We start from the raw sequence: 25,151 nt of genomic DNA on the forward strand, positions 1-25,151 counted from the left end.
AGATTTTGACTGTGGCCGTCGAGCGAGGCCCGTCTGAGGGCGCGCGCTCCGGGAGCGCAGGAGCTGCCCCAAGTTGCCATTCATTTCCCAGTCTCTTCTGACGTTGAAGCGGTTGCATCTTTGCAGGAGCTAAATGAGAATGACGGCCATGAGTCAGAAACCGAACCAGTTGGTCGATCTAGCTCAGGCCGACGCGCGGCTCAAACAATGGCGCAGCCGGCACAATACCCCGGAGAAGGTGGCGGCGGCTCACCGGAAAGTCCTGCTGGAGCGGGTGAGCCAGTCCATGGCGTTCGAGAACCAGCTGGTCAGTATTGGGCGTCTCAAGGCCTTAACGTCGACTTCAAAACCCGAAGCGAGCTAGACAAATAATAGGGAGTATTTTCTCGCCGTAGTGTTCACTACTCTTCAATCCTCACCCTTGAGGGCAGGTTAGAGGGTCTTCCACTGTGCGCGTCCTCCAACGAGACCTGAACTCAACTCTTTGTCCTCACCCCATCTAGCGAGGCGGTGAGGTCTCCACTGCGGTCATCGAGCGACCACCGTTTCATCGTGGGGGCTCTGCGAGCATAGAGACCATACCAGTTGCCTCGCCATTCCCTTCTGAGTCCTCTCGCGTTGCGCGAGCATTGAAGATCATCAGGCTCCATCCCCTCCGCGCTCTGCAAGCAAGAGGGGCACCTGGACGCCCCTTCCCCATCTCTTCTTCAGGCAGAGAGTGGAGGCATTCATTGACAGGGGCAAGGTCTAATGATACTTTTCTCGCGAAGAGTATCATTGCGAGCTGAGATGAGAACGGAAGTATCATAATGAATATCGTATGAGTGTCATCGTGGAGCATGGGCAGTGAAAATTGATGATTTTACAGAGAGAAAAGGTGGGCGTCTCATCAAGACGTCGGCAGAGTATTGGGCGTTTGTTCCGCATCCGCTCCCTCCTCAGCTCACGCTGACCTGGGAATTGGTGAACCAGCTCTCCGAGGCTGATCGAGCATTGAGTGAATTAGCGGGGATTGCTCGGACCCTTCCCAATCCTCATCTCCTCATCGGTCCGTTTATCCGGCGTGAAGCGGTGCTTTCAAGCCGCATTGAAGGTACACAGGCGTCGCTGTCCGATTTGCTGTATTTCGAAGCATCGGGGGCGATCGATCCGAAATCCCCTGATGTCCAAGAGGTCTCGAACTATGTCAGGGCGATGGAGTATGGGCTGGCTCGGTTGAAGAAGTTTCCCGTCAGCCTGCGCCTCTTTAGAGAATTACACGAGCACTTGATGGCCGGCGTTCGCGGTGATCGCCTGACCCCAGGGGAATTTCGGCGCTCTCAGAACTGGATCGGTCCAGCAGGCTGTACGTTGATGGATGCGACCTATGTGCCGCCTCCCGTGGATGAGATGCATGATGCGTTGGGGCAACTTGAGCAGTATCTCCATGCGCCATCCGCATTGCCGCTTCTGATTCGGCTGGCGGGAATCCACTATCAGTTTGAGGCCATTCATCCGTTCTTGGATGGCAATGGCAGAATCGGCCGGCTGTTGATGACGCTGCTGTTGTGCAGCGAGGGCGCACTCTCTGAGCCGTTGCTCTATCTCAGCGCCTATTTTGAGCAACGCCGCGAGGACTACTATCGGCTTCTTCTCGGTGTCAGCCAAGCCGGGCGTTGGGATGACTGGATTTCCTTCTTTCTGCAAGGTGTCGCCGAGCAGTCGAAAGATGCGATCGGTCGTTCGGAGCAATTGCTCGCCTTATGGCAAACGTATCGCGCGACGCTCCAATCGGCTCGGTCGTCCGCGCTTCAGCTTCAATTAGTCGATGAACTGTTTTCATATCCCGCTATTACCATCGGCCAGGCGGCGAAGCGCTTGAACGTGACGCAACGCTCGGCTCAGTTGAACGTTGAAAAGCTGGTTCGGAAAGGCATCCTTCGGGAAGAGACCGGCAAGAAGCGGAACCGCGTGTTTATGGCTCCTGAGATCATCAAGATCATCGAAGCGTCACGAGCCGGCTGAGCCACCATCACGAGTGCCGGAGGCCTCTTTGCTGCTCGCATCGTTTCTTCGTCTTCTCTTCCCTCTCCCCTTCTCATCCATTTCGTGACAAGGTTTGGCCGCATCGGTATAATCCGCAACCTATGGCTACCACTGATCCTGCCGCGCCGAAACAACCTCTGACGTTACCGGACCGCACCCTTGTAGCTGCCACGGTCGAGACCCGACTACCCTTTCAGGGGCAATTCAAATCCCTTACGCCATTAGCGGGAGATGCCTCCAACCGCCGGTATTTCCGCATCGAGTTGACCGGGTCCGCTGCTCGTCCTGTCATCCTCATGCAGTTGGCCGAGGCGGAGGCGTTCAAGCAATCGGAAGAAGCGGTCAGCGGGGCGGCACATTCTGTTGCCGAGCTTCCGTTTCTGAACATCCTTTCCCATCTATCCAAAGCCGGTGTCTCCGTTCCACACCTCTATCATTATGATCAGGCGGCGGGGCTACTCTATCTGGAAGATTTCGGGGACCTCACCCTGTCGGACGCCTGTCGTCAGGCGGGTGCGAAGGAAGTGGAAGCGCGTTATACGCAGGCGGTCGATGCCCTCGCACAGATGCAAGCGAAGGCCACGGCACCAGCCGATTTGACCTGTCTCGCGTTCCACCGAAGCTTCGATGTGCCGCTCCTGATGTGGGAGTTCGATCATTTCCTCGAGTACGGCATCGAGGCGCAGCGGGGCACCGCGATCGAGGCCGAGTCTCGACGCACGATTCGCGGCGAGTTCGAGAAGATTGCCGAATCGTTGGCGGGGCAACCGCGCGTCTTTGTTCACCGGGATTATCACTCGCGCAACTTGATGGTCGATGGCACGCGGTTGGGCGTGATCGACTTTCAGGATGCCTTGATGGGGCCGGCAACCTACGATCTCGCTTCGTTGCTGCGCGACGCCTATATCGAACTCGACGAGGCGCTCATCGACCGGTTAATCGATCGTTTCCTCGATCGGATGGCAACAGCCGGGCAGGCTCGGATCAACCGGGAGGCCTTCCGGCGCCTGTTCGATTTTACAAGTATCCAGCGTAACCTCAAAGCAGCCGGGCGCTTCGTCTACATCGATCGCGTCAAAGGCAATCCCAAGTTTCTCGCCGACATTCCTCGAACGCTGGGCTATGTCCGGCGAAATCTCCAGAAGTATCCGGAGTTGTCCGCGCTACGCGCACAGTTAGTCCGATATGTGCCGGAGTTGCAGTGATGAGTGATGCGTAATCTGTGATACGTGATATGCGGAGGGCCACGTGATTCTCGTCGAGTCTGACCCATCACTCATCACGCATCACCGTTCACATTCGTCATGAAAGCCATGATCCTCGCAGCGGGCTTAGGCACGCGTCTGAGGCCGCTCACCAACTCGATTCCAAAGCCGCTCCTCCCCATTGCGGGAACCCCCCTGATCGTCTGGAACCTCTTGCTGCTGAAACGGCATGGGTTTCGCGATGTCGTGATCAATCTGCATCACCTCGGACCGATGATCGAGCAGGCGCTCGGTAACGGTTCCCGGTATGGGCTGCGGATCATTTACTCGCGCGAGCCGGTGATCCTGGGTACGGGGGGCGCGCTGAAGCAGGCAGAGCCGCACTTTTGCGGTGAATCGGTCTTGGTGCTCAACGCCGATACCCTCGTCGAGCTCGACCTGGGGGCGCTCTGTGCGTTTCACCAAGAGCGCAATGCCATGGCCACGTTGGTCTTGCGCGAAGATCCCGCGGCGGAAGAGTGGGGTCTTGTCGAGATGGATCAGGACCACCGGATTGTGCGGATCACGGGACGTGGACGGCCGGATCAGGTGCCGGTCCAGCCTCGTATGTTTGCGGGAATTCATGTGTTCCGTACGCGGCTGCTCCGCGAGGTGCCGAAGGGGGTGGCATCGACCATCATCGACCCCTATGTGGCGTCGATTGAGCGGGGAGATATGGTGTTGGGCTACGATTGTACCGGCTATTGGTCGGATGTCGGGACACCTGAGCGTTATGCTCAGGCTGAACAGGATGCATCGGCGGGTCGTATTACTCTTGCCTCGAGACGGCTACCCATTTAGCAGGAGGCTGCAGCCCGAAGGTCGACACTTCCAGGTCTCGCTCGGCACAACAGGAAAACATTCCAGCAGGATGCTCAAAAGGGCCGTCCAGCAAGGCCGCAGGCGAGTCGAAACCGGAGGCGTACCCTCAGGGGTACGTTGAGGATTTCGATGAGCCGAGAACGAAGCTGGCGGACGTTTTCAGCAGACTGCTGCTGCTATTCCGGCTCTTCTTTTGTCTTCTGCTGTTTGATCAAGCGGGCGAGGTAGGTGCGCTGGAGCTTGAGGCGGTCTGCGGCTTTGGTCTGATTGCCTTCCGCTTCCTTGATGGCTCGCTCGATGATGTGACGGCTATGTTCTTCCATCGACTCATGGTACGGGAGTGAGAGGTAGGGGAGGGACTCGCCCGGCGAGGTGCGGCTCATTCCATCGAATGTGAGCATGTCCGGTTCGATCGTGTCCGACTGGTTCAAGATGACGGCTCGTGCGATCGCGTTGTCCAGCTCGCGAATGTTTCCAGGCCAGCCGTAACGGCCCATAGCGTCCATGGCTGCTGGGCTGAACATCATGCCGAGACGCTTCGCCTCCTTGGCATGTCGGTTCAAGAAGAACTTGGCCAGGGCAGGCAGGTCATCGGCTCGTTCGCGGAGCGGGGGCAGGGTCAGGCTGATGACGTTGAGCCGGAAAAAGAGATCCTCGCGAAACTCACCATTTTTCACCGCCTGGCGGAGGTCCTTGTTCGTGGCGGCGATGATTCGAATATTGACCGACACGAGTTTCGTGCCGCCGACGCGATGAAACTCACGGTCCTGGAGCACGCGCAAGAGTTTGGCTTGCAGCGGGAGCGACATGTCTCCGATCTCGTCCAGGAAGATCGTGCCTCCGTCCGCCATCTCCAGCTTGCCTTTTTGCAGCCGATCCGCGCCGGTAAATGCGCCGCGTTCATGCCCGAAGAGTTCGTTTTCGAGGAGTGTTTCCGTGAGGGCCACACAGTTGATGACCACCAGCGGCATGGCCTGACGCGGACTCCATTGGTGAACGGAGCGGGCAAAGAGTTCCTTGCCGGTGCCGCTTTCCCCCAGCAGTAAGACGCTGGCATCGGAGTTGGCGGCGCGCTGAGCGGACTCCATCACGGCGCGGATCTTCGTGCTCATGCCCACAATCGAGGCGTAACGGCTGTCGACTTCGGATTTGAGACAGGCCACCTGCCGTTTGAGGGTGTTTCGCTCCAGGGCCTTGCTGATCACGATGAGGAGATGGTCTTTGTCCAGTGGCTTGGTCAGAAAATCGTAGGCGCCGGTTTTCATGGCTTCGACGGCGGCGTCGATCGAGGCATGCGCGGTCATGACGATCACCGGAAGATCTTCGGCCGGCCTGACTTTCGGGAGCTGCTTGAGGACCTCCAGGCCGGTCATGCGTGGCATATCCAGATCGAGCAGTATGAGGTGCGGCGCTTCTTGCTCCACCAGCTCGAGCGCTTCGATCCCGTCCCGTGCGATTACGGTTCCATAGTCGGAGGCCTGCAGGCGGTCCTCCAACATAGTGGCGATGTCGGGATCGTCGTCGACGATGAGGATTTTGGCTTTCATCGCGCTCCAGCGTAGGTGAAAGGCATGTGGCAATGGGCGAGTGGCAGAAAGCTTTTATCTTTTCCCTACCCCTGGCCGCTTGCCCCTCGCCTCTAGCCCTCCATCACATTGATGACCAACCCCGTCAGTGGCTTCGGGAAAAAATACGTCGATTTGTGGGGCATACGTTCGCCGGCGGTCGCGACAGCCTGTACCTCGCTGACCTTGGTGGCGTTGAGCAGCAAGGCTCCGGTTCCCGTTCCCTTCGCCACCCAATCCAAGGCTTCATGGTCATCCTTCGTGTAGAGGATGGCCTCTTGCTCTTGTTGTGTCGGACAGAGTGCCGTCACGACGAGTTGTTGGAGCAGGGACACGTCGAGCCTGGTGCGGGGAGAGGCTTGTGCGTTCGGGCGATGTGCGGCTTTCAGCGTCAAGGTGATGTAGCGGCTGTCTCCCTTCAGCGCAAGTCCGAACACCGGCATGGTGCGTCCATTGGTCCGCATCGCCTCGATAAATGCTGCGCGTGTGGCTGTTTGTGTCGCCGCAGTGAACGGAAATTCCTGCAGGTCGAACATGGCGCCTAGCAAGGTCTGCACATGGTCATAGGACGGCAGCGCGGTCGTCGTGACCCGATGGGTCGGGAGTACGGTCAAGCCAGGATCTTCGAGGGAGGTCAACAGCATCAGCACGCCGTCGAACGGCTGGAGGCCTGCCGGTGCCCCGGCCTGTTGCCGGCGGAGCTTCTGATAGTTCAATGCGGTTTCGTAGCGATGGTGGCCGTCTGCAATGAACAGCGGCTTGCTGCGGAGGGTATCGACCGCCTGTGTGAGGACGGTTGGGTCCGTCACCGCCCAGAGTTGCTGACGGAATCCTACATCGTCGCGAAAGTCGATATCAGCCGGCTTCCCTTTGACCGCCGCTTCCAGCAGCCCCAGGACCGTATTTTGAGGATCGGAGTAGAGCGACCAAATGGGGCTGAAGTTGGTCTTGCAGGCTTCGAGGAGATTCAGCCGATCGGTCTTCGCCGCCGAGCGCGTATTCTCGTGCGGGTAGATGTGGCCCGAGTCGAGCGCTTCCAGTTTGATGGTGGCGAGAAATCCCTTCAGGGTCTTCGTCGGCGAACCGGCTGGAGCATAGGGCGGCAGGTATTCGATCGTATGGTAGTAGAGGGTCGGCTGCGCATCGCGTTTGAGCGCCCCGCTCGTGAGCCAGTCGCGAAGCGTCGATGCCGCGCGAGTATATCGATTGTGAGTCGGACCGTCGCCCGGCTGATCGAGGCCGAGTTCCAGACGGATGATGTTCTGCGGATGGCGGTCGTACAGCGCCTGTTGTCCGGCTGCATCGATGATGTCGTACGGTGGCGCGACCACCTGTTTCACATCGCCAACAACCGTTGTATTGTACCTGGTGCCGTGAAACGGGATGATCGTCGACATGGCGAAGTCCTCTACTCCGTAAGTGGTTGAAGCCGTTGCGGCGCAGCGGCCAGAAGATATGGCGCCGTTCACGCTCCGCGGTGCCTCCCAATGCCTCATGGCGTGGGAACGCGGGAGGAACGGCTATCGATCGCGGGTAACCATGTAGTCGGCGGCCACCGAAAGGGCTCGCTTGGCCGTACTGTCTTCGAACTGACTGAGTTCTTGTTGAGCCGAGGCCACGTAGGTTTGTGCGCGATCCATGGCATGGGTAATCGAGCCGAACTCTTCCATGAGGCGAATCAGCCGCCCGAGGTCTCCCTCCGTCAGCGTCCTGGTTTCCATGCGGTCGATGATCATCTGCCGGTCCTGCTCGGAGCAATGATGCAGCAGATGGAGCAGCGGCAACGTGGCCTTGCCCTGGCGGAGGTCCTGTCCCAGCGTTTTGCCCAACCGTTCGCCGTTGGCCGTGTAGTCGAGCGTATCGTCGGCGACTTGAAATGCCATCCCGAGATATTGACCAAACCGGAAGAGCGCATCCTGCTGGGCCTCTGTGGCGTCGGCGAGAATAGCGCCCATGCGGCAGGAGGCGGCAATCAGGCCGGCCGTCTTGTGTTCGACCACTTTGAGATATTCCAATTCCGGCATGGCGGGGTTGCCATTGTAATAGAGCTGCAGCACTTCGCCTTCCGCCATCTTTTTGCAGGCCTCGGCGAGCACTTCGTTGATCCCCTGGCTCCGGAAGTCGACGATCTGGCAGATGGCCTTGGAATAGAGGTAGTCGCCGACGAGGATGCTGATTTGGTTGCCCCAGATTTTCCGGGCGGTTCGCTGGCCCCGGCGGATATCCGCGTCGTCGACCACATCGTCGTGGAGCAGGGTCGCGGTATGAATGAACTCCACCAGACTGCCGAGCTGATGATGGTCGCGGCCGGTATAGCCGCAGAGACGGGCAGAGAGGAGGAGTAAGAGCGGTCTGATTCGTTTTCCGCCGCTGTTGAGGATATGGGCGGCAACGGTATTGACGAGTGCAACACTGGAGTCGAGGTTCGTTCGGACCTGGCGCTCCACACTGTCCAGTTCATCGCGGTACGCCTCCCAGACGTCCGCCATGTTGTTGATACTGGAGGTGATTGGGCCTTGGGGCATGCGGCGGATGGTAGGGCAGAGGGGGAAACAAAGTCAAGCCAATCACCCCTTTGGGGGGCACGTAGAGATGGAGCAACGGCGGGAGGAGGAATCTTGACAGAAGAATCGTCCTTCTATTAAGGTGAGCGCTGTTGAGATGAACGGAATAAGCCTTGTGAGTGACGGGGTTATCCATCCCGATTGCCTCTCTGGTGTAGCCTCCGTCTAAGACTCTAACCGCCTACCTTTTTAACGAGATACGAACGATGAGCATCCCCGGGCTTCCACCGAAGCAAGGCCTCTACGACCCTGAACAGGAGAAGGACTCCTGTGGCGTCGGCTTTGTCGTCAACATCAAGGGCGAAAAATCCCATACGATTGTGCAGCAGGGGCTGCAGATTCTCGTGAACCTCAGCCATCGGGGGGCGCAAGGCTGCGATCCCTGTACGGGGGATGGCGCAGGGATCCTGCTCCAAGTTCCGCACGAATTTCTCCAGCGTGTCACCGGCGATGTGGGGGTCACGTTACCCAATGCCGGGGAATATGGCGTGGGGATGGTGTTTCTTCCGCCTCAGGTCGATGCGCGGCAACAATGTGAAGCGCTCGTCAGTACAATTATCGGCGAGGAGGGAGCCCGGCTCCTCGGGTGGCGCGATGTGCCGGTCAAGAGCGATGCGATCGGCCCCGTGGCCCGCAGCACCGAGCCGTTTATGCGGCAGGTCTTCATTGCCCGCGATGTTCTCAACGAAGGGCAGTTTGAACGGAAGCTCTATGTCATTCGCAAGCGGGTAGAAAAGGCCGTTCGTGAATCGGCGATTCAGGGGCGCGACTACTTCTACATCTCGAGCCTGTCGGCGAACACCATTGTGTACAAGGGCCTGCTGCTTCCCGAGCAGATGTCGGACTATTACCAGGACTTGAAGGATGAGCGCCTGACGAGCGCGCTGGCCCTCGTCCATTCCCGCTTCAGCACGAATACGTTCCCCACCTGGCCCCTGGCCCATCCCTATCGCTATATTTGCCATAACGGCGAGATCAATACGCTCAAGGGCAACGTGAATTGGATGCGCGCTCGGCAAGGCCGGCTCAACTCTGAATTGTTCGGCGAGGATCTGGCCAAGCTCTACCCGATCGTCTCCGAGCAGCAGAGCGACTCCGCTTGTTTGGACAATGCCGTGGAATTCCTGACCATGGGTGGCCGGTCTCTCCCGCACGTGATGATGATGTTGATTCCCGAACCCTGGGTGGCGAATCCGCAAATGGATCTCGACCGGCGCGGATTCTACGAGTATCACGCGGCGATGCAGGAGCCCTGGGACGGTCCGGCGGCAGTCTGTTTCACCGACGGGAAATTCATCGGCGCGACGCTCGATCGCAACGGCCTGCGTCCCTGCCGCTATCAAGTGACGACGGACGGCCTGGTGATCTTGGCGTCGGAAGCCGGTGTATTGCCGATGGATCCTCAGAAGATCCGGCAGAAGGGGCGCCTCATGCCGGGCCGGATGTTCATGGTGGATACGGTGAAGGGGCGCATCATCGATGACGAGGAAGTGAAGGCCGAGATCGTCAGCCGCAAGCCCTACCGGTCCTGGGTCACGCAGTATCGGATTTCGCTCGACGAGTTGCCCGATCCCAGCAATGTGCCGCAGCCGGATCACCCGACGATCCGCCAGCGTCAGCAGGCCTTCGGCTACACGGTCGAAGAGTTGAAGATGGTCATCACCCCCATGGTGGTGGAGGGGCAGGAAGCCACCTCGTCGATGGGCACGGATACGCCGTTGGCGGTGCTCTCCGAGCGGCCGCAATTGCTCTTCAAGTATTTCAAGCAGCTGTTCGCCCAGGTCACGAATCCACCGATCGACCCGATCCGTGAAGAACTGGTCATGTCGCTGACCACCAGCATCGGGCCTAAGCCGAACTTGATGGATGAAAATCCGGAGTCCTGCCGCCGCATCCGGGTCAAACAGCCGATTCTGACCAACGCCGAGCTCCAGAAGATTCGCGAGATCGCCGATCCGCATTTTAAGAGTAAAACGCTGAAGATGCTGTTCAGGGTGGCTGAGGGGCCTGAGGGACTCGGAGCTGCCGTCGACGAGCTCTGCCGACAGGCCTCCCAGGCGATTAAAGAAGGCTACAAATTTCTGATTCTGAGCGATCGCGGGGTCAACGAAGAATGGGCGCCGATTCCGAGCCTCCTGGGCATCGCCTCCGTCCACCATCACCTGGTGCGCGACTGCACGAGGACCGAAGTCGGCCTCATTGTGGAAACCGGCGAGCCCCGCGATGTGCACCATTTCGCCTGTTTGATCGGCTATGGAGCCGGGACGGTGAATCCCTATCTCCTGTTCGAATCGATTGTGGACCTGGAGCGCGATGGCTACTTCCCCGAGGGGTTGGATGCGCAGACCGCGGAAGGCAAGTTCATCAAAGCGATTAATAAAGGTCTGCTCAAGATCTTCTCGAAGATGGGCATCTCGACGGTGCAATCCTACTGCGGCGCGCAGATTTTCGAGGCCATCGGATTGAATCACGACCTCATTGGCCGCTACTTCACCGGTACGCCCTCGCGAGTGGAGGGGATCGGCATCCGCGAGGTCGGCGACGAAACATTGCGGCGGCATCGTTTGGCCTATGAACCGGCGCCGATCCGACAGTTGGATTTCGGCGGGGAAATTCACTATCGCGTCCAGGGTGAGCATCACAACTGGAATCCTGACACGATTTATAAGCTGCAGCATGCGACGAGGAGCAACGATCCGAAGACCTTCGCCGAGTTTTCTCAGCTCGTGAACGATGAGAGCAAGCGGCGTTCGAACTTGCGCGGGCTGCTCGAATTCAAGTTCCTGCCCGAGCCGATTCCGGTCGAGGAAGTGGAATCGGCAAAAGAGATCGTCAAGCGATTCACGACCGGCGCGATGTCCTTCGGCTCGATCAGCAAGGAAGCACACGAGACGCTGGCCATTGCGATGAACCGTCTGGGCGCGAAGAGCAACACCGGCGAAGGCGGCGAAGATCCCGAGCGATTCAAGCCGATGCCCAACGGGGATTCGAAGAACAGCTATATCAAGCAGGTGGCGTCCGCGCGATTCGGCGTGACGAGTCATTATCTGGTCAATGCGAAAGAACTCCAGATCAAGATGGCGCAGGGGGCCAAGCCGGGCGAGGGCGGACAGTTGCCGGGGCACAAAGTCGATGAGAACATTGCGAAGTTCCGTTATGCCACGCCTGGCGTGCAGCTCATTTCGCCGCCGCCGCACCACGACATCTATTCCATCGAGGATCTGGCGCAGCTCATTTTCGATTTGAAGAATTCCAATCCGGACGCAGCGGTGTCCGTGAAGCTTGTGTCGGAAGTGGGCGTCGGGACCATTGCGGCCGGGGTCGCCAAGGCCCATGCGGACAAGGTGCTCATCAGCGGCGATTCCGGCGGCACCGGTGCGTCGCCGCTCTCGTCCATCAAGTATGCGGGAGTGCCGTGGGAACTGGGCCTGGCCGAAACGCATCAGACCCTCGTGCTCAACGATCTCCGTGGCCGCATCCGGGTGGAGACCGACGGGCAAATGAAGACCGGACGGGACGTGGCGATCGCTACCCTGTTGGGCGCCGAGGAGTTCGGGTTTGCCACCGCGCCCTTGATCGTCGAGGGCTGCATCATGATGCGGAAATGCCACCTCAATACCTGTCCCGTCGGCATTGCGACTCAGGATCCGGCCCTGCGAAAGAAGTTTGCCGGGCAGCCTGAACATATCGTCAATTTCTTCTTCTTCATCGCCGAAGAACTGCGACAGATCATGGCCAAGCTGGGCTTCCGGACCATCAACGAGATGGTCGGGCGTGTCGATAAATTGAAGGTCCACAAGGCCGTCGACCATTGGAAGGCCAAGGGGCTCGATCTGACCCCTCTCTTGCAGGCTCCCAATGTGGGGCCGGAGGTTGCACGCTACTGTGTGCAGAAGCAGGATCACGGTCTTGCGGGCGTGCTCGACAACAAACTGATCGAGCTCTGTAAGCCAGCGCTGGAGAAGAAAGAGAAAGTTACACTCGAGCTACCGATTCGTAATGTGAATCGCACGGTCGGAACGATGCTCTCCAGCCGCGTGGCGAAACGATACGGGCTTGAGGGCCTGCCGGAAGATACCATCACGATCAAGTTCACGGGGTCTGCCGGGCAGTCGTTCGGCGCGTTCCTGTCTCGCGGGATCACGCTCATCCTCGAAGGCGAGTCCAACGACTATCTGGGTAAGGGACTCTCCGGCGGAAAGATTATTGTCTTTCCCCCGAAGCAGGCGCTGTATGTGCCGGAGGAAACGATCCTCATCGGCAATACCTCGCTCTACGGCGGGACACAGGGCGAAGCCTATTGTTACGGCATGGCGGGCGAGCGGTTTGCGGTGCGGAACAGCGGCGTCAGGGCGGTGGTCGAAGGGACCGGCGATCACGGCTGCGAGTATATGACCGGCGGGGTGGTCGTGGTCTTGGGCCGGACGGGACGCAACTTTGCGGCCGGCATGTCGGGCGGCGTGGCTTTCGTGCTGAACGAACTCGACAAGTTTCAGTCCCGCTGCAACCTCGGCATGGTGGAATTAGAGAAGGTCACGACGGCGGAAGACAAGAAGACGCTGCATGAGATGATCACGTCGCACTTTATGCATACCGGCAGCCGGAACGCGAAGCGTATTCTGGATAGCTGGGAAGCGATGCTGCCGAAGTTCGAGAAGGTGATGCCGGTCGATTACAAGCGAGTCTTGGAAGAGCGCAAGAAGAAAGCCGCCTCGATCAAGTAAGGGAACGGGGATACAGGGGTAAAGGGATAGCGGAGAGGATCAACTCTCTGCGGTTTGGTCGAAAGCTGAGTGCTGATAACCGAGAGCTGAAAGCGATAAGAAATGGGTGATCCAAAAGGTTTCATGAAATATGCCCGCGAGGGGCCCAAGCGGAAACCGGTCGAGCTGCGCGTGCTCGAGTGGAAGGAAATGTACGAGCCGCTCGCCGAGGAGAAGCTCAAGACGCAAGGCGCGCGTTGCATGGATTGCGGCGTCCCCTTCTGTCAGGGGTCGACCGGCTGTCCAGTCGTGAATCTGATTCCTGAGTGGAACGATCTCGTCTATCGTGGCCGCTGGAAAGACGCGCTCAAGGCGCTCCATACGACGAACAATTTCCCCGAGTTCACCGGCCGCCTCTGCCCGGCGCCCTGTGAAGGGGCCTGCGTGCTCGGCATCAACGAAGATCCGGTCTCGATCAGGATTCTCGAGTGGAACATCATCGACCGTGGCTTCAATGAGGGCTACGTCGAACCGGTTCTTCCCGTGGTGCAGACGGGCAAGACGGTGGCGATTGTCGGGTCAGGTCCGGCTGGTATGGCCGCGGCGCAGCAGCTCGCGCGCGCCGGCCATCGCGTCACACTCTTCGAGAAGTCCGATCGTATCGGCGGCCTGCTGCGCTACGGCATCCCCGATTTTAAAATGGAAAAGTGGGTCATCGACCGTCGGCTGGATCAGATGAAGGCCGAGGGGGTCGAGTTCAAGACCGGCGTGACCATCGGGAAAGATATCACGGGTGAGCAGTTGCGGAAGCAGTTCGACGCCGTCGGCCTCACCATGGGTGCAGAGCAGGCCCGCGAGTTACCGATTCCTGGCCGCGAACTCAAGGGTGTGCATCTCGCGATGGAGTTTTTGACCCAGCAGAACAGACGCACGTCGGGCCTTCCCATTACGGATGAGCCGATCTCGGCGAAGGGCAAGCGCGTCATTATCATTGGCGGCGGCGATACCGGCTCGGACTGTCTCGGGACTGCCCATCGGCAGGGTTGCGCCGAAGCCCATCAGTTTGAAGTGCTGCCGGAGCCTCCTCCAACCCGCGCGGGCTCGACCCCCTGGCCGCTCTGGCCGATGCAGCTTCGCACGTCGCATGCGCATGAAGAGGGCTGCGACCGGCAATGGAGCATCTCGACCACCAAGTTCACCGGCGAAAATGGCCAGGTGACGAAGCTGCACGGTAATCGCGTGAAGTTCGAGAACGGCAAGTTCACGCCGATTCCCGACAGCGACTTCACGATGGATGCGGATTTGATTCTCCTGGCGATGGGCTTCACCGGCCCGGTGAAGAACGGCCTGCTCGACAGCCTGGGCGTGAAGTACGACGCACGCGGTGCAGTGTCGGTGGACGAAGGCTTCATGACCAACCTCGACGGCGTCTTTGCCGGCGGCGATACCAAGCGCGGGGCCTCGCTCATCGTCTGGGCGATAGCCGAAGGGCGCAAGATGGCGGCAGGCATGGACAAGTATCTGCAAGCCGGCAAGTCTGCCAAAACAGGCCGCTGAAACGGCCTTCAACTGCGTTCTCGCTTCTCTTAAACCCTCAACGTACTTAAAACAGTACGCCTCGGGCTTTCGCTCGCTGCGGCCTTGTTGGAAGACCGTTTTGAGCGGCTTAAAATTAATTCAGCCTACGGGTATGAGTTGACAGCCAATTCGAACGCAAAGTAGCCTCCTCGATGTTGCAATATTCATATCCCTCTTAACCTAGGATCAGAAGAATCGGTTATGGCAGAGCAAAACATTATTTCTGATCTAGCTTCACTTGAGAAAGCCATTTTGCTGATGGAGTCAAAGTTCAGCAGTACACCAGATTTCTGGTGGCGAGGTCACTCTTTGCTGGAGTGGGATCTGGTCCCAAGCGTCTATAGGTTGGGACGAGATGTCGACGAGCATAACTACGCATGGACATTTCTCCAGTATGCGCCATCTAGGTATGAACGATGCCCGGCAGAAAAGAATTGGGCTGCATGGCTATTTCTTATGCAGCACTACGGTGTACCGACCAGACTATTGGATTGGACTAAATCTGCCCTGATAGGTCTTTATTTCGCGGTTGCAGACCCTCAACATGATGAAAAGCCAGGAGCTCTATGGGGGTTGCAGCCGAGTCTTTTGAATAAATTCCAAGCTTCTATAGATGGTCTAATTCCGGTTGACGATGATCGCGTTAGGAGACTAGCCGAGGACGCTTTTGCCCACATGATGCCGAAAAAGTCGCAGCAAATAATTGCTGTTCCTACTCAGCAACGCGACGTGAGGCATCTGGTGCAGGAGTCAATGTTTACGTTGCATGGAAGTAGTCAGCCATTAAACAAGTTTGAGATCAGTAAAGAATATCTTGTTTATTGGGAAATCCCGTCCTCTTCAAAGAGTCGATTGAGATACACTTTAGACAGGATGGGGATGAACGGTGCAAACCTGTTCCCTGATCTTGAAAACCTAGCTCGCCACGTTGGCTCCCTGGAATTCCGAAAACCCGATGTTTGAGTGAAGAGGGGACTGTCCTCTAGGTTCTACCTGTAATGGCGTGCTTGGATTGAAGGTTGTTTATCCATAGAGGTATTTATAATGATGACGCAACAAACTTATCCCCGAAGTCCCAAAGCCCTGCTCGGTGGCATTGCCCACTTGGGGCGGTTTATCGACAAGATTCGTCTGCGGCATGCAGGCTAGATTCAGGACTACAACTACATCACTGCGGGTTCGATAAGTATCTGGTCGATTTTCTACAGATCGAAGAAGATAAAAGTTCCAGGAACCATTGACCGGATCGTTGCCCGATTAGACTTCAAGGAAGCGCGATGACCAAGGTGTTCCTCTATTGTGATGAGTCTGGTGCAAAAGGTTACGCCAACCAGGACGAAACCTACCCTGGAGAGGTCGGAGTCTTCGCTGGAATCATGATTCCAGAGGAATGCATTGCCACCGTGAAGAGCACCTTTGACCAGCTTGCAGCACGCTACATGCCGACTTCTGGAAAACTTCATATCGCTGATCTTTTGACTGAACAGCAAGGGCGTATACGAAATGAATTGTTTGCAGAGATAAGACGCACCAAGTTCCCATGCTTCTGGTACGCCATTCACGTTGCGGGATTACATGCACATCACTCGGCTCAGACTGCATTGTTGAAGCGGAGCGCAGAGGAGTTCCATCTTGCGCGCGGAGGAAACGATCCACGGATCAAGCGAGGTAGTTCGCGTGAAGAACCCGCCTCCATGCATGTAGAGCTTTTTTCTGGTCTTTACTCGCATCTCGTCGCGTTCTTGGTGGAGCGTGGTCAGGAAGGCGTAGACGTCGAAATTCAAACAGATCATGTGGATACGCCGATCATGAAACGCTTTAAGGAAGTTGCAAGCGATCTGCTAAATAACGATCCACGGGTGTCGACACCTACAGGCTTTGATACCGTTGAGAAAAAAGTTGTGGGTGGTTCAGTCACGTGTTCGGTTCAATGGCCGCCAGAGCTTGACTTTTCGCCTGTAGTGAAGAGTTTGTCTATCGGGACGGTACCTCAGAGCGATGGCCTAGTGCTTGCCGCGGATGTGTTGGCTAATAGCTTGAACCATCTATTCAAGATTAGAGGCCCAGGCACTTTATACACTCCATTGAACTGCAGAGACGCGGTTGCTAATCATCCGCTCGCAGAGTATCTCAACGCATTCAGGAGTTGGGGCTCTGGTGATCTCATTGGCGACAGAATCTACCAGCATCCGAAAGCTGGTGCTTGAGCTTCTATTTTTGAACCAGTTACCGTTGTACTTCGCTTGTGAATCGGCGATGCTTATGAGCAGAAAAAGGTTCCAGTGAGCAGAAAAAGGTTCCAGGAACCATTGATTTGCCATTTGATCGGTGACCTGCGGCAACGCGGCCTCTGGTAATGAAATAACATCCAACCATCCAATTCTGAGACTGCTTCGAGGCGGACGCTGTAAAGAGGCGTTTGAGTGACAATGAAATCATGAGAGCGAATGCCGCTAACTCCTTCTCGATAGCGTGGTTATTGTTAGCACTCTTGTCGGTAGTGGCTGCTTGTAGTGATTCGATAGCATCCTGGAATCCTGAGGACAAGAGGAATATTCAGCATTTTTTTGCATCTCAGGCGGCCGATTTGGCTGCGGTGCAGTTATCGAACTCGGGTGCATCCTATTCAATCATGTCCGGGATCGTCAAAGAGTGGGGTCGTTGCTTGACTTTGCATCTGGTTGAGCAGGGAAAACAAAGTAATCAGGCTTCTGTATCTCTCGTGGAGAAAGCAAAGGTGTCAGCCTCAGTTGTTTCTGCCGCGCACCTGCTCGAAAGCGGCTCTGACGTTCGACCCTTTCAGGAGTTGTTGGGGCATCGTGATGTCAAGCCGACGATGATCTCCATGCATGTGCTCAACCGAGATCCAGGGGGCGTTCGCAGTCCGCTGGATGGATGGTGAACTCCCTTTCGGAGGTGGTGTTATGCGGACCGGCCTAAACATTGTTAGGCAACTCAATCTTCGAGGAGTAAATATGCGAATTATCATTGCTGCACTTATCTCACTGGCACTGTCTGGGTGCGCAACAAATTCAGGCATCGTTGATCTCGGTGGAGGCAACTACGTCTATGCAAAAGAGGATGCATGGGCTTACAACGGAAACGCAACGAAAGTAGAAATTTTAAAAGAGGCCGCCGCATTCTGTACGAAGCAAGGAATGCAAATGTCAGTACAAAGCTCGGATGCGAAACCTTATATGCCTTACTCTTCGTTCGCCGGTGCTGAAGTTCAATTCAGCTGCAAGTGATTCATTTGCCTAACCCTTCGGGCAACCGAACCTGCCTCCGGCAGGCCGGTTACCGCCAACGCTAAACCCGCAAATGTGTACGTAAGACTGGCGCTCGGCAAAGAATAGGTTCATGCAAAGAAAAGAATTTACGAACCGTTGATTGCTCCGAGCGCTGGCATGCTGTCCGCGACCTCACCGGAAGAACGGGGACCCACCGAGGCGCGGCTAGCGCGCTTGATTCATGGGGGCTCGTTACGAAACTGTGGAGACGCCGAGCGAGACGGGCGCGCGGAGCCCCGAGAGGCCGAGGCGTACTCGAAGCAGTACGTTGAGGTCGGGAGGGGCGAGCCCGCCCGCCAGTATGTATACTATGAGCATACTGGCTTGTCGTAGCGGCGTGTCTGCAGTTGCAGTAGAGCTCTCATGAATCATGCGCGCTGGGAAAGCTGGAACTGACTGAGGTACTGCGGTCATCGACCGCAGCCGAAGGAATTCCAGAAGGCTTCCGCTCTGCCAAGCCCGCGAGGGTCGTTCTGGGAGGTGGGGAGCAGCGGCAGCATGTCAGCGCTCGTCATTTTACGGCAGACCGTTTCTGTACATTTCTTTCGCTGATGTGTATGGTTTGTTGTGTAGCAACAGGCGGAAACTTGTATGCGATCCAGCATCGACATCAATAAGACTCTCTTGCTGAAGGCTCTGAAAGTCACCGGCCTTAGTACCAAAGGGGCAGTTGTTGCAGAAGGTCTTCGTCTGCTTATCAAAGTGAACGGGCAGGGAAGAATTCGTCGGCTTCGAGGGAAGATCGACTTTGTAGGACATGTGTTAAACGCAAGAATGGAGGATCGAGTTCAATGAGTGCTCAAACCTATCCCCGTAGTCCCAAAGCCCTGCTCGGTGGCATTGCCCACTTGGGGCGGTTGATCGATAAGGTTCGTCTGCGGCATGCAGGCAAGATTCAGGACTACAACTACATCACCGCCGGGTTCGATAAGTACCTGGTCGATTTTCTGGCGATCGATCCGAAGGCCTTTGAGCAACAAGTATTGGCCGGTGGGACGGATGAGCAATTGCTCGCCTGGGTTGTGGCGAACGGCAAGCCGCATTCGCACGAGGAGATCGCCCAGTGGTCGCAGGGGCTGCTCTCGTCCGGTCCAAAAGATGACGCCACTCGTGCCAGGCTTCAGGTTCGGCTGGATGATGTTGCCAAGAAGCGTGGCGTCGCAGTCAGCTCGCTCCCTCCTGCCTCAACATGGGTGGATGCAATCGAACTCGACGAAGGGCGATTGTAGGCTGTTGAAAAAGTCCGCCAGCATCGTTCTCGCATCGTTCAGATCCTCAACGGGGACCCGGCCGCCTCACCACTCGGCGGCGCGCACAGACTTGGTGCTCCTTATTCGTCGCACCGTGCGCCCCTGAGGGTACGCCTCCGGTCTTCACTCGCTGCGGCCTTGCTGAACGGCCTTTTTGAACAGCCTAGGTGTAGGCTCTCAAATTCGCAGGCTGATTCATCTAGCGTTGAGGGGGTGAAAGCCTTGCCTTACCGTCATCTCACTCGGCTGTTTTCGTTGAGGCGGGATGGAGGATAATGCAGCCAGACTGCCTCATTTTTTGTGCGGATTTGTTTTGTGACAGGGATGACCTTCTAGTTTATTGAGAAAATCGCACCGATTTGTAGGATAACCGTGGCATCGGCCTTGCTTTAGTTGCGCCAACGGGATGGCTACCATCCCATTATTTGAACTACACCCAGGGAGGATTCGCATGACCAGAACAGTAGCTTCGTTGACGGCTGCCGCCGTGTTGTACGCCTTTACCGGTGCCTTGGCCCAAGCGCCTGAAGCGGTTCCAGCTCCGGCAGCTCCGGCGCCTGCAGTCTCGGCTCCGGCAGCCGCTCCTGCTCCAGCGATGGAAGCGCCCAAGGGCGAGGGAGAGAAAGAGAAGCATGGCAAGAGCAAAAAGCACCGGAAAGATGGCGAGCATAAGAAGGGTGGAAAGCACAAAGAGAAGCACGCCGACAAGGACAAGCACGAAGATGGCGACAAGGGCGAGAAGCACTAAGCGATAGCTTCATTCGGGCAGAATAGGTTGAAAACGAGGCGGTCGGTCCATCAGGGCCGGCCGCCTTCGTATTTTTAGGCAGGTGAGGGAGATTGCGAGGAAACGACTTCGGCCTTCAATTCCGAACATCGAACTTCGGATCACGTCTTTCTCGTGCTTCGCGTTTCACGAGATGCGGGCCTTCCGCCATCGAAAGGGTTTCTATGTCAGAAAAGACTAGCAGGTTGTGGAAGAACGATACATGCAGGCTACTAGGTCAGTGATGTTCACGTCTGAAACAATAGGAGGCAATTGTGCAGGATGCTCAAAAAGTCCGTTCAGCAAGGCCGCAGCAAGTGAAGACCGGAGGCGTACCCTCAGGGGTACGTTGAGGATCTGAACGATACGAGAACGACGCTGACGGATTTTTTCAGCATCCGTTACGAGCTGACGGCGCTCAAGGTCGATATCGCGTAATCGGAATGGGCGGCTATTTCTATTGAGGGAAGGGTTTCAACAAGATCGGTGACTCGTTCACGGTCTCCGTGACTGTACCGGAGAAACTCCACTCCGAAGTGTCCGTCTTTACACCAGCGAACGACCGAGACTTCGACTGCCAGCGGGGATGGTTCCTGAGCCACAGCAATCTGCAATGTGAGATAGGCCCCTGCGTTTAACGCGATGTCGCTGCGCAGCCTGCAACCCGTGGGCGAGAGGTCGAGCAACACCCCTTCTCCTGCGTCGGTATCGCTTTGGATACTGGCGAGGTAACCGACCGGCACTCGAAGGCGACATCGTGGTTTCATCATAAAAGTCTCCGTATTGCGTACTAGAGAGGATATCGGCAGAGGCGAGAAAAACTTGATTTCCGGGCTAGGGAGGGAGGGCGCGACTCAAGTTTTCGGGGCATCTGACGAGGGGCCTGATGGCCCTTAGCTCGTTTCCGGCCTATTTTACTTCCATCCATTCGGTGCTCTGTGAGCGGAATACCAACATGCGAGTCGAGGTCCGGACCATACAGGCGTCGTGTGAGTCTTCCACGGACAACACCTGTTCGTCGGTCGACCAGGGGATGGAGAAGATGCCGCCCGTATAAGCCGAAAAGGCCATGGCGCGTTCGGATGTGATCGCCACAGCGACATGTCCCCGGCCATGCAGCTGTTTCACGGTCTCTCGGACTCCGAGCGGTTCAGCCGTCCAATGTCCTCGCCCCTCCTGGAATCCATAGACCCGCCGGTCGCTCTGCGCGAGAATTAATCGCGGTAAGACGTGATGGCGTCCGACCTGTTCCCCGCTGTCCAGCGGTACGTCTGTCCATCGCCGAAGCGCAGAAGAAAATCCCAATAGCCGGTTGGAGGTCTGGGCGAATGCGGTATGTCCCCGTGCCTCTGTGACGATGACGGTTTCATTCAGCCCGAGCGATTCCTCCATTCCAGTCCCGCTGGACGGCAACGCAATGACTTTGCCTTGCATCACTGCGACCGTGACGTCACCGGCATGACTTTGGGTCACAGCCATGCCGGCAAAGAGGCAGAGGCTGCCGGCCAGGCCACAGAGGAGTCGAAAGGTCAGGAGATTCATCGAGGGCCTCCAGGAAGAGGGCATTTTACGATAACACAAGTGTGAACAGGATAGGCCGAAGGCCCATGGCCTGACGTGCGATGGCGCTGAGGAAGAGAAATATAATGACAGGCGAACGCAGAAGGGATTTACGCGGGGATGTTGGTCAGCAGCTTTTTGACTTCGACGTGGGCGAAGATGACGTCCGGTTCCCGCTGAAGCGCTTCGTAATAACACCGCTCGAATCCGTCTCCTTCCTCCGAAGGACGGATGAGGGCTCGGGCTTCTATGAGAAAGTGCTCGACCTCAACGGGCGACAGCTCTGACTCAATGTCGAGCAGGTCGTCGATGCTCACCACGAGTTGAGAGATGGGGTGCAGCCAGGTAAACCAAGGGTCGTTCAACACCAATTGCAGCAGTTGGCCGCTGGATGCCACGCGGCCATTGATGCGTTCGTAGGTGACTTGTTCTGCCAGAATGAGGGCCTTATGGAGCCCCAAGAGTCCTCCTCGTACATTGAGGAGTTTCGTCCGGAGCGGGCAGGATTGCTGGGTTCTAGTTTTGTGCGATACAGACGCCATGAAATTATTTTAGCAGGTTATTCTAAAAATGGTGGCCGTCGAATATTTTTTTCGAAGGCCGCTCTCCGTCATGATGTGCCTATCGGCATATTCACTTCCACTCTGTAGTGTCATGAACAGATCGTGAGCTGGCGAGAGGCGAGCGGCTTGCGCGGGAGGACGTTAGGCGGCTTTGGGTAAGAGAACGCGCGTGACCTGGAAGTGGGCGAGTACGACATCGGGAGCTCGGTTGAGCGCCTCGTAGTAGGCACGCTCGAATCCGTCTCCCTCAATCGAGGGGCGGGTCAAGGTACGCACCTCGGACACAAGGTGTTGGACATTTTCACTCGTGATGTCGAAGGCGTCATCTTCGAGCAGTTGATCGATCCGGACCAACAGATCCAGGAGGGGGCAGAGCCAGGTAAACCAGGGGTCTTTGAGCACCAACCGAATGAGCTCGTCCGTCGAGTCGACGTGGCCATGGATGCGCTCGTAGGTGAGCCGTTCCGCCACAATCAACGCGCTATAGAGAGACAACAGTTTCTGATGCACCTCTCGCATCGTGTGGCGCAGAGGATCTGGATGGGGAGCCCGACTGGATCGTGATGCCGTTGCCATAGTGTAAGTGTAGCAGGCCCCTTGTGCCGGGAGAGATTCCGGGTGGACCAGGATGGTTATCCCTCGAAGTAGACCACGACGGTGGTTTTCTGGCACGAACAGCAGGCACCTTCTTTCGTCATTGGAACCTTGCCGTCGCTCTCCGCCGCTTTGATCTGCGGGTCCTGTACCCGTCCCACCTTGTTGTAACAGTCGCTGCAATAGGTTGCTGTCTGTCCCATCGTCCCTCCTTGGACTCTGTCGCACAGTGAATTGCGCGGCGTTGAACTGCCCGGAATATGGAGCGAATAGGTGCGATGAAACAGACAACAATAGTTGAAGTATAGCGCCTGTTGCGGATTTGGCTAGGGAGTGAGGGGCGATACGAGCGATGGATTGGCGTTTAGGGGGCTATCCGAGTGGCGAATTGCGAGAACAATTCGCCCGCGAGGTAGTCGGTATCGGTTGGGTCGACGGCATCCTTGCGGCGAAGATAGTCGTTGAGGATTCGGCCATCGGCGGTTTTGTGCACGTGCGGGAGGGCGAGATTCATATGATACCGTTCAACGGCGCCGGCTACGCGGCTGATGAAGACGACGGTGCCGTCCTGGTCCTGCCGTTCGACGATGCCGACGTGCGTCAACGGGTCGTTCACCTTGCCGTCTCTGTTGAAGTCCCAGGTGTTGTCGAAAAATACGAGGTCGCCTGGATGGACCAGGGGGCCCTGGTGGAACGTGCCTTGTTGGCGTATGTGGGCATGGATGATCCGGACCCCGTTGGCGTGACGGGCGCTGGACCCGCCTTGATAGAGATCGATTCCGTGCTTGAGATAAATGGCGCGAGTGACTCCGGCGCAGTCGTAGGCGATGCGGCGGCCATTCACGTCGATGGTGCGGGCGCCGATGAGCTGCGTTGCGGTGCGGACGATGGCCGTTTGCCGGGGCGTCGCGTCCACCGTTCGGCAGCAGTCCTGACCGTCCTGCGCAATTCCTTGCGTGCGATCTCTGGCGACGCCGGCACAGCCGACGAGCGTCACAATCGCGAGAGTCGTGAGGATGAAGAGGAATCGCATAGGTCTCACCGTACGTTGACGAACCGGCCTTGCGCCATTGTTCTGAGCTGGTCGATATCCTCGCGTCGAGTGACGGAGAGTGGCACAGTATGGGTCAGTTCTTCAATCAACAGGTCGGTGGTTAACGGTGTTTTTTGATGGAGGGCGCGGTAGAGAGCCGCGACCACAGCCTGTTCGATTTCCGAGCCGCTGAAGCCATCGCTGGCGCTGACGATTTTCCCCACATCGAATTTCGTGCGATCCTGCTTGCGAAGGCCGAGGTGGATATTCCAGATAGCCTCTCGTTCGCCGTCGTCCGGCAGGTCCACGAAGAAGATCTCATCGAACCGGCCCTTGCGAAGGAGTTCGGGGGGAAGCAATGAAAGATTGTTGGCGGTGGCGACGACGAAGACTTCCTGTTTCTTTTCCTGAAGCCAGGTGAGGAATGCGCCGAACAGCCGGCGGCTCAAGCCTGCATCGGCATCGCCGCTTCCGCCCCCTGAGGCCATCGCCTTTTCGATTTCATCGAGCCAGAGGACGATAGGGGACAGCGACTCAGCCATCTCGATCGCCTTGCGGAAGTTCTTTTCCGACTCACCGACGAATTTATCGAACAACCGGCCCGCGTCCAGCTTCAGGAGCGGAAGTTGCCATTCCCGCGCAATGGCTTTGGCCGCCAGCGATTTGCCGCAGCCCGGCACGCCCACCAGCATGATGCCGCGCGGGGGTGTGAGGTTGAGCGCTTTCGCTTCTGCGGTAAAACCGACTTTCGCGCGTTCCAGCCAGGATTTCAGATTGGCGAACCCGCCCAGTTCGAACCGGTTGTCTTCGAGCGGATAGTATTCAAGCAGGCCGCCGTCTTTAATCGCCTGCACCTTCCGTTTCAGAATCTTTTGCACGTCGCCGGCGGAGAGGGTGCCGTCTTCGATCACGCATTGCGTGATGACCTGCCGCGCCTGATGGAGCGTCAGTCCCTGTAACGCGCGGAGGATGGCGTCACGCTCGTCGGCCGATGGCCCCTGGTCCGCCTGCTTGGATTCACTGATGGCGCTGAGCATGCTTTGCACGACGGTGGTTGACCGGGGGCGACGGGGCGAGGTTCTGGAGTTGAGCGATTGCAGGACGCTCTGGAGCATGGCGAGTAATTCCTGTCGGTCCGGCAGTTGCAAGTCGAGACGGACGGCGATCTTTTCAATATCGAGCGGCAGAGCAATGGGATGGCCCGTCAGCACGCAGGTGGCACGCGACCGGCCGAAGTGATGACTGACTTCCCGTAACTGCCGCGCCACAGCGGCATCCTGTAAGTGCGGAACCAGGTCCTTGAGCCAGAAGACTCCTTCCACGGTCAGTCCATTGAGGTGCTGCAGCAGGGCCAGCGGGGTGGCGGTCATCTTGCTCAGACCGGGACCGTCGTCGGTGCGGGTGAGCCCTCTGGTGACGGACCACTCGAAGAGCGGCATGCGTTCCTGCGCGGCCACGGATTGCAGCAAGGTGAGGACTCGCTCTTCCTCCACCGTCTCGATGACGATCAGGGGGTGGGACGAGCGGATCAGGGTGCGGAGATCGTGGACGCTGGTTGAGAGAGCCATAGGAGAGGAATGCTAGCACGCGGCTC

General features: G+C 57.4%; 22 protein-coding genes and 1 pseudogene. 13 read left to right on the top strand and 10 right to left on the bottom strand.

Annotated elements, in window-relative coordinates; all coding sequences use genetic code 11:
• The first annotated feature begins 148 nt into the window (after positions 1-148).
• The 4 genes from Q8N00_06150 to Q8N00_06165 all read left to right on the top strand — a co-directional run bounded on the left by Q8N00_06150 (position 149) and on the right by Q8N00_06165 (position 4,070).
• Positions 149-364: a hypothetical protein gene (locus Q8N00_06150; GenBank protein ID MDP2382368.1), complete on the top strand. Its 216-nt coding sequence runs from the start codon at positions 149-151 to the stop codon at positions 362-364.
• Positions 365-846: 482 nt separating this feature from the next.
• Positions 847-2,004 carry a Fic family protein gene (locus Q8N00_06155; protein ID MDP2382369.1) on the top strand — a complete coding sequence of 386 codons (1,158 nt, stop codon included), beginning with the start codon at positions 847-849 and terminating at the stop codon, positions 2,002-2,004.
• Between the two features lie 122 nt (positions 2,005-2,126).
• A complete protein-coding gene (locus Q8N00_06160; GenBank protein MDP2382370.1) occupies positions 2,127-3,230 on the top strand; it encodes a phosphotransferase in 1,104 nt (367 codons plus the stop codon).
• 99 nt (positions 3,231-3,329) lie between these two features.
• Positions 3,330-4,070, top strand: a complete 741-nt coding sequence (locus Q8N00_06165) for an NDP-sugar synthase (protein MDP2382371.1) — start codon at positions 3,330-3,332, stop codon at positions 4,068-4,070.
• Positions 4,071-4,267: 197 nt separating this feature from the next.
• Here the strand turns inward: Q8N00_06165 and Q8N00_06170 are convergent, their stop codons facing one another.
• The 3 genes from Q8N00_06170 to Q8N00_06180 form a co-directional block, all read right to left on the bottom strand.
• On the bottom strand, positions 4,268-5,638 hold the full coding sequence (locus Q8N00_06170) for a sigma-54 dependent transcriptional regulator (GenBank protein MDP2382372.1): 1,371 nt from the start codon (positions 5,636-5,638) through the stop codon (positions 4,268-4,270).
• A gap of 92 nt (positions 5,639-5,730) precedes the next feature.
• Positions 5,731-7,053 carry a DUF1015 domain-containing protein gene (locus tag Q8N00_06175; protein MDP2382373.1) on the bottom strand — a complete coding sequence of 441 codons (1,323 nt, stop codon included), beginning with the start codon at positions 7,051-7,053 and terminating at the stop codon, positions 5,731-5,733.
• 123 nt (positions 7,054-7,176) lie between these two features.
• On the bottom strand, positions 7,177-8,145 hold the full coding sequence (locus Q8N00_06180; GenBank protein MDP2382374.1) for a polyprenyl synthetase family protein: 969 nt from the start codon (positions 8,143-8,145) through the stop codon (positions 7,177-7,179).
• A gap of 281 nt (positions 8,146-8,426) precedes the next feature.
• On the opposite strand from Q8N00_06180, the gene gltB reads away from it, so the two are divergent.
• The 9 genes and pseudogenes from gltB to Q8N00_06225 all read left to right on the top strand — a co-directional run bounded on the left by gltB (position 8,427) and on the right by Q8N00_06225 (position 19,789).
• Positions 8,427-12,944 (top strand): glutamate synthase large subunit, encoded by a 4,518-nt coding sequence (gene gltB, locus Q8N00_06185; GenBank protein ID MDP2382375.1) that lies wholly within the window; start codon positions 8,427-8,429, stop codon positions 12,942-12,944.
• Between the two features lie 102 nt (positions 12,945-13,046).
• Positions 13,047-14,480, top strand: coding sequence for a glutamate synthase subunit beta (locus tag Q8N00_06190; protein MDP2382376.1), 1,434 nt, complete (start codon positions 13,047-13,049; stop codon positions 14,478-14,480).
• Positions 14,481-14,702: 222 nt separating this feature from the next.
• Positions 14,703-15,464 (top strand): FRG domain-containing protein, encoded by a 762-nt coding sequence (locus Q8N00_06195; GenBank protein ID MDP2382377.1) that lies wholly within the window; start codon positions 14,703-14,705, stop codon positions 15,462-15,464.
• Between the two features lie 314 nt (positions 15,465-15,778).
• Entirely contained in the window at positions 15,779-16,708 is a 930-nt protein-coding gene (locus Q8N00_06200) for a hypothetical protein (GenBank protein ID MDP2382378.1), read from the top strand.
• A gap of 551 nt (positions 16,709-17,259) precedes the next feature.
• A pseudogene (locus tag Q8N00_06205) lies at positions 17,260-17,403 on the top strand (integron integrase).
• A gap of 73 nt (positions 17,404-17,476) precedes the next feature.
• Entirely contained in the window at positions 17,477-17,749 is a 273-nt protein-coding gene (locus Q8N00_06210; GenBank protein ID MDP2382379.1) for a hypothetical protein, read from the top strand.
• 633 nt (positions 17,750-18,382) lie between these two features.
• On the top strand, positions 18,383-18,586 hold the full coding sequence (locus Q8N00_06215) for a type II toxin-antitoxin system VapB family antitoxin (GenBank protein ID MDP2382380.1): 204 nt from the start codon (positions 18,383-18,385) through the stop codon (positions 18,584-18,586).
• A complete protein-coding gene (locus tag Q8N00_06220) occupies positions 18,583-19,020 on the top strand; it encodes a DUF5069 domain-containing protein (GenBank protein MDP2382381.1) in 438 nt (145 codons plus the stop codon). Before Q8N00_06215 ends, Q8N00_06220 begins: the two co-directional genes overlap by 4 nt.
• A gap of 472 nt (positions 19,021-19,492) precedes the next feature.
• Positions 19,493-19,789, top strand: a complete 297-nt coding sequence (locus Q8N00_06225) for a signal peptidase (GenBank protein ID MDP2382382.1) — start codon at positions 19,493-19,495, stop codon at positions 19,787-19,789.
• 419 nt (positions 19,790-20,208) lie between these two features.
• Here the strand turns inward: Q8N00_06225 and Q8N00_06230 are convergent, their stop codons facing one another.
• The 7 genes from Q8N00_06230 to Q8N00_06260 form a co-directional block, all read right to left on the bottom strand.
• Positions 20,209-20,577 (bottom strand): PilZ domain-containing protein, encoded by a 369-nt coding sequence (locus tag Q8N00_06230; GenBank protein ID MDP2382383.1) that lies wholly within the window; start codon positions 20,575-20,577, stop codon positions 20,209-20,211.
• A gap of 139 nt (positions 20,578-20,716) precedes the next feature.
• Complete coding sequence (locus Q8N00_06235) at positions 20,717-21,349, bottom strand: hypothetical protein (protein ID MDP2382384.1); 633 nt, start codon at positions 21,347-21,349, stop codon at positions 20,717-20,719.
• A 128-nt stretch (positions 21,350-21,477) separates the two neighbouring features.
• The gene (locus Q8N00_06240; GenBank protein MDP2382385.1) at positions 21,478-21,828 is read right to left on the bottom strand and encodes a hypothetical protein; all 351 of its coding nucleotides are present in this window, start codon (positions 21,826-21,828) and stop codon (positions 21,478-21,480) included.
• Between the two features lie 243 nt (positions 21,829-22,071).
• Complete coding sequence (locus Q8N00_06245) at positions 22,072-22,449, bottom strand: hypothetical protein (GenBank protein MDP2382386.1); 378 nt, start codon at positions 22,447-22,449, stop codon at positions 22,072-22,074.
• Between the two features lie 113 nt (positions 22,450-22,562).
• On the bottom strand, positions 22,563-22,727 hold the full coding sequence (locus Q8N00_06250; GenBank protein MDP2382387.1) for a hypothetical protein: 165 nt from the start codon (positions 22,725-22,727) through the stop codon (positions 22,563-22,565).
• 161 nt (positions 22,728-22,888) lie between these two features.
• Positions 22,889-23,557, bottom strand: coding sequence for a hypothetical protein (locus Q8N00_06255; protein MDP2382388.1), 669 nt, complete (start codon positions 23,555-23,557; stop codon positions 22,889-22,891).
• A 5-nt stretch (positions 23,558-23,562) separates the two neighbouring features.
• Positions 23,563-25,125, bottom strand: a complete 1,563-nt coding sequence (locus Q8N00_06260; GenBank protein MDP2382389.1) for an AAA family ATPase — start codon at positions 25,123-25,125, stop codon at positions 23,563-23,565.
• Positions 25,126-25,151 lie beyond the last annotated feature (26 nt).

The sequence above is a fragment of the Nitrospirota bacterium genome, assembly GCA_030684575.1.
In the GTDB taxonomy this organism is placed as follows: domain Bacteria; phylum Nitrospirota; class Nitrospiria; order Nitrospirales; family Nitrospiraceae; genus Palsa-1315.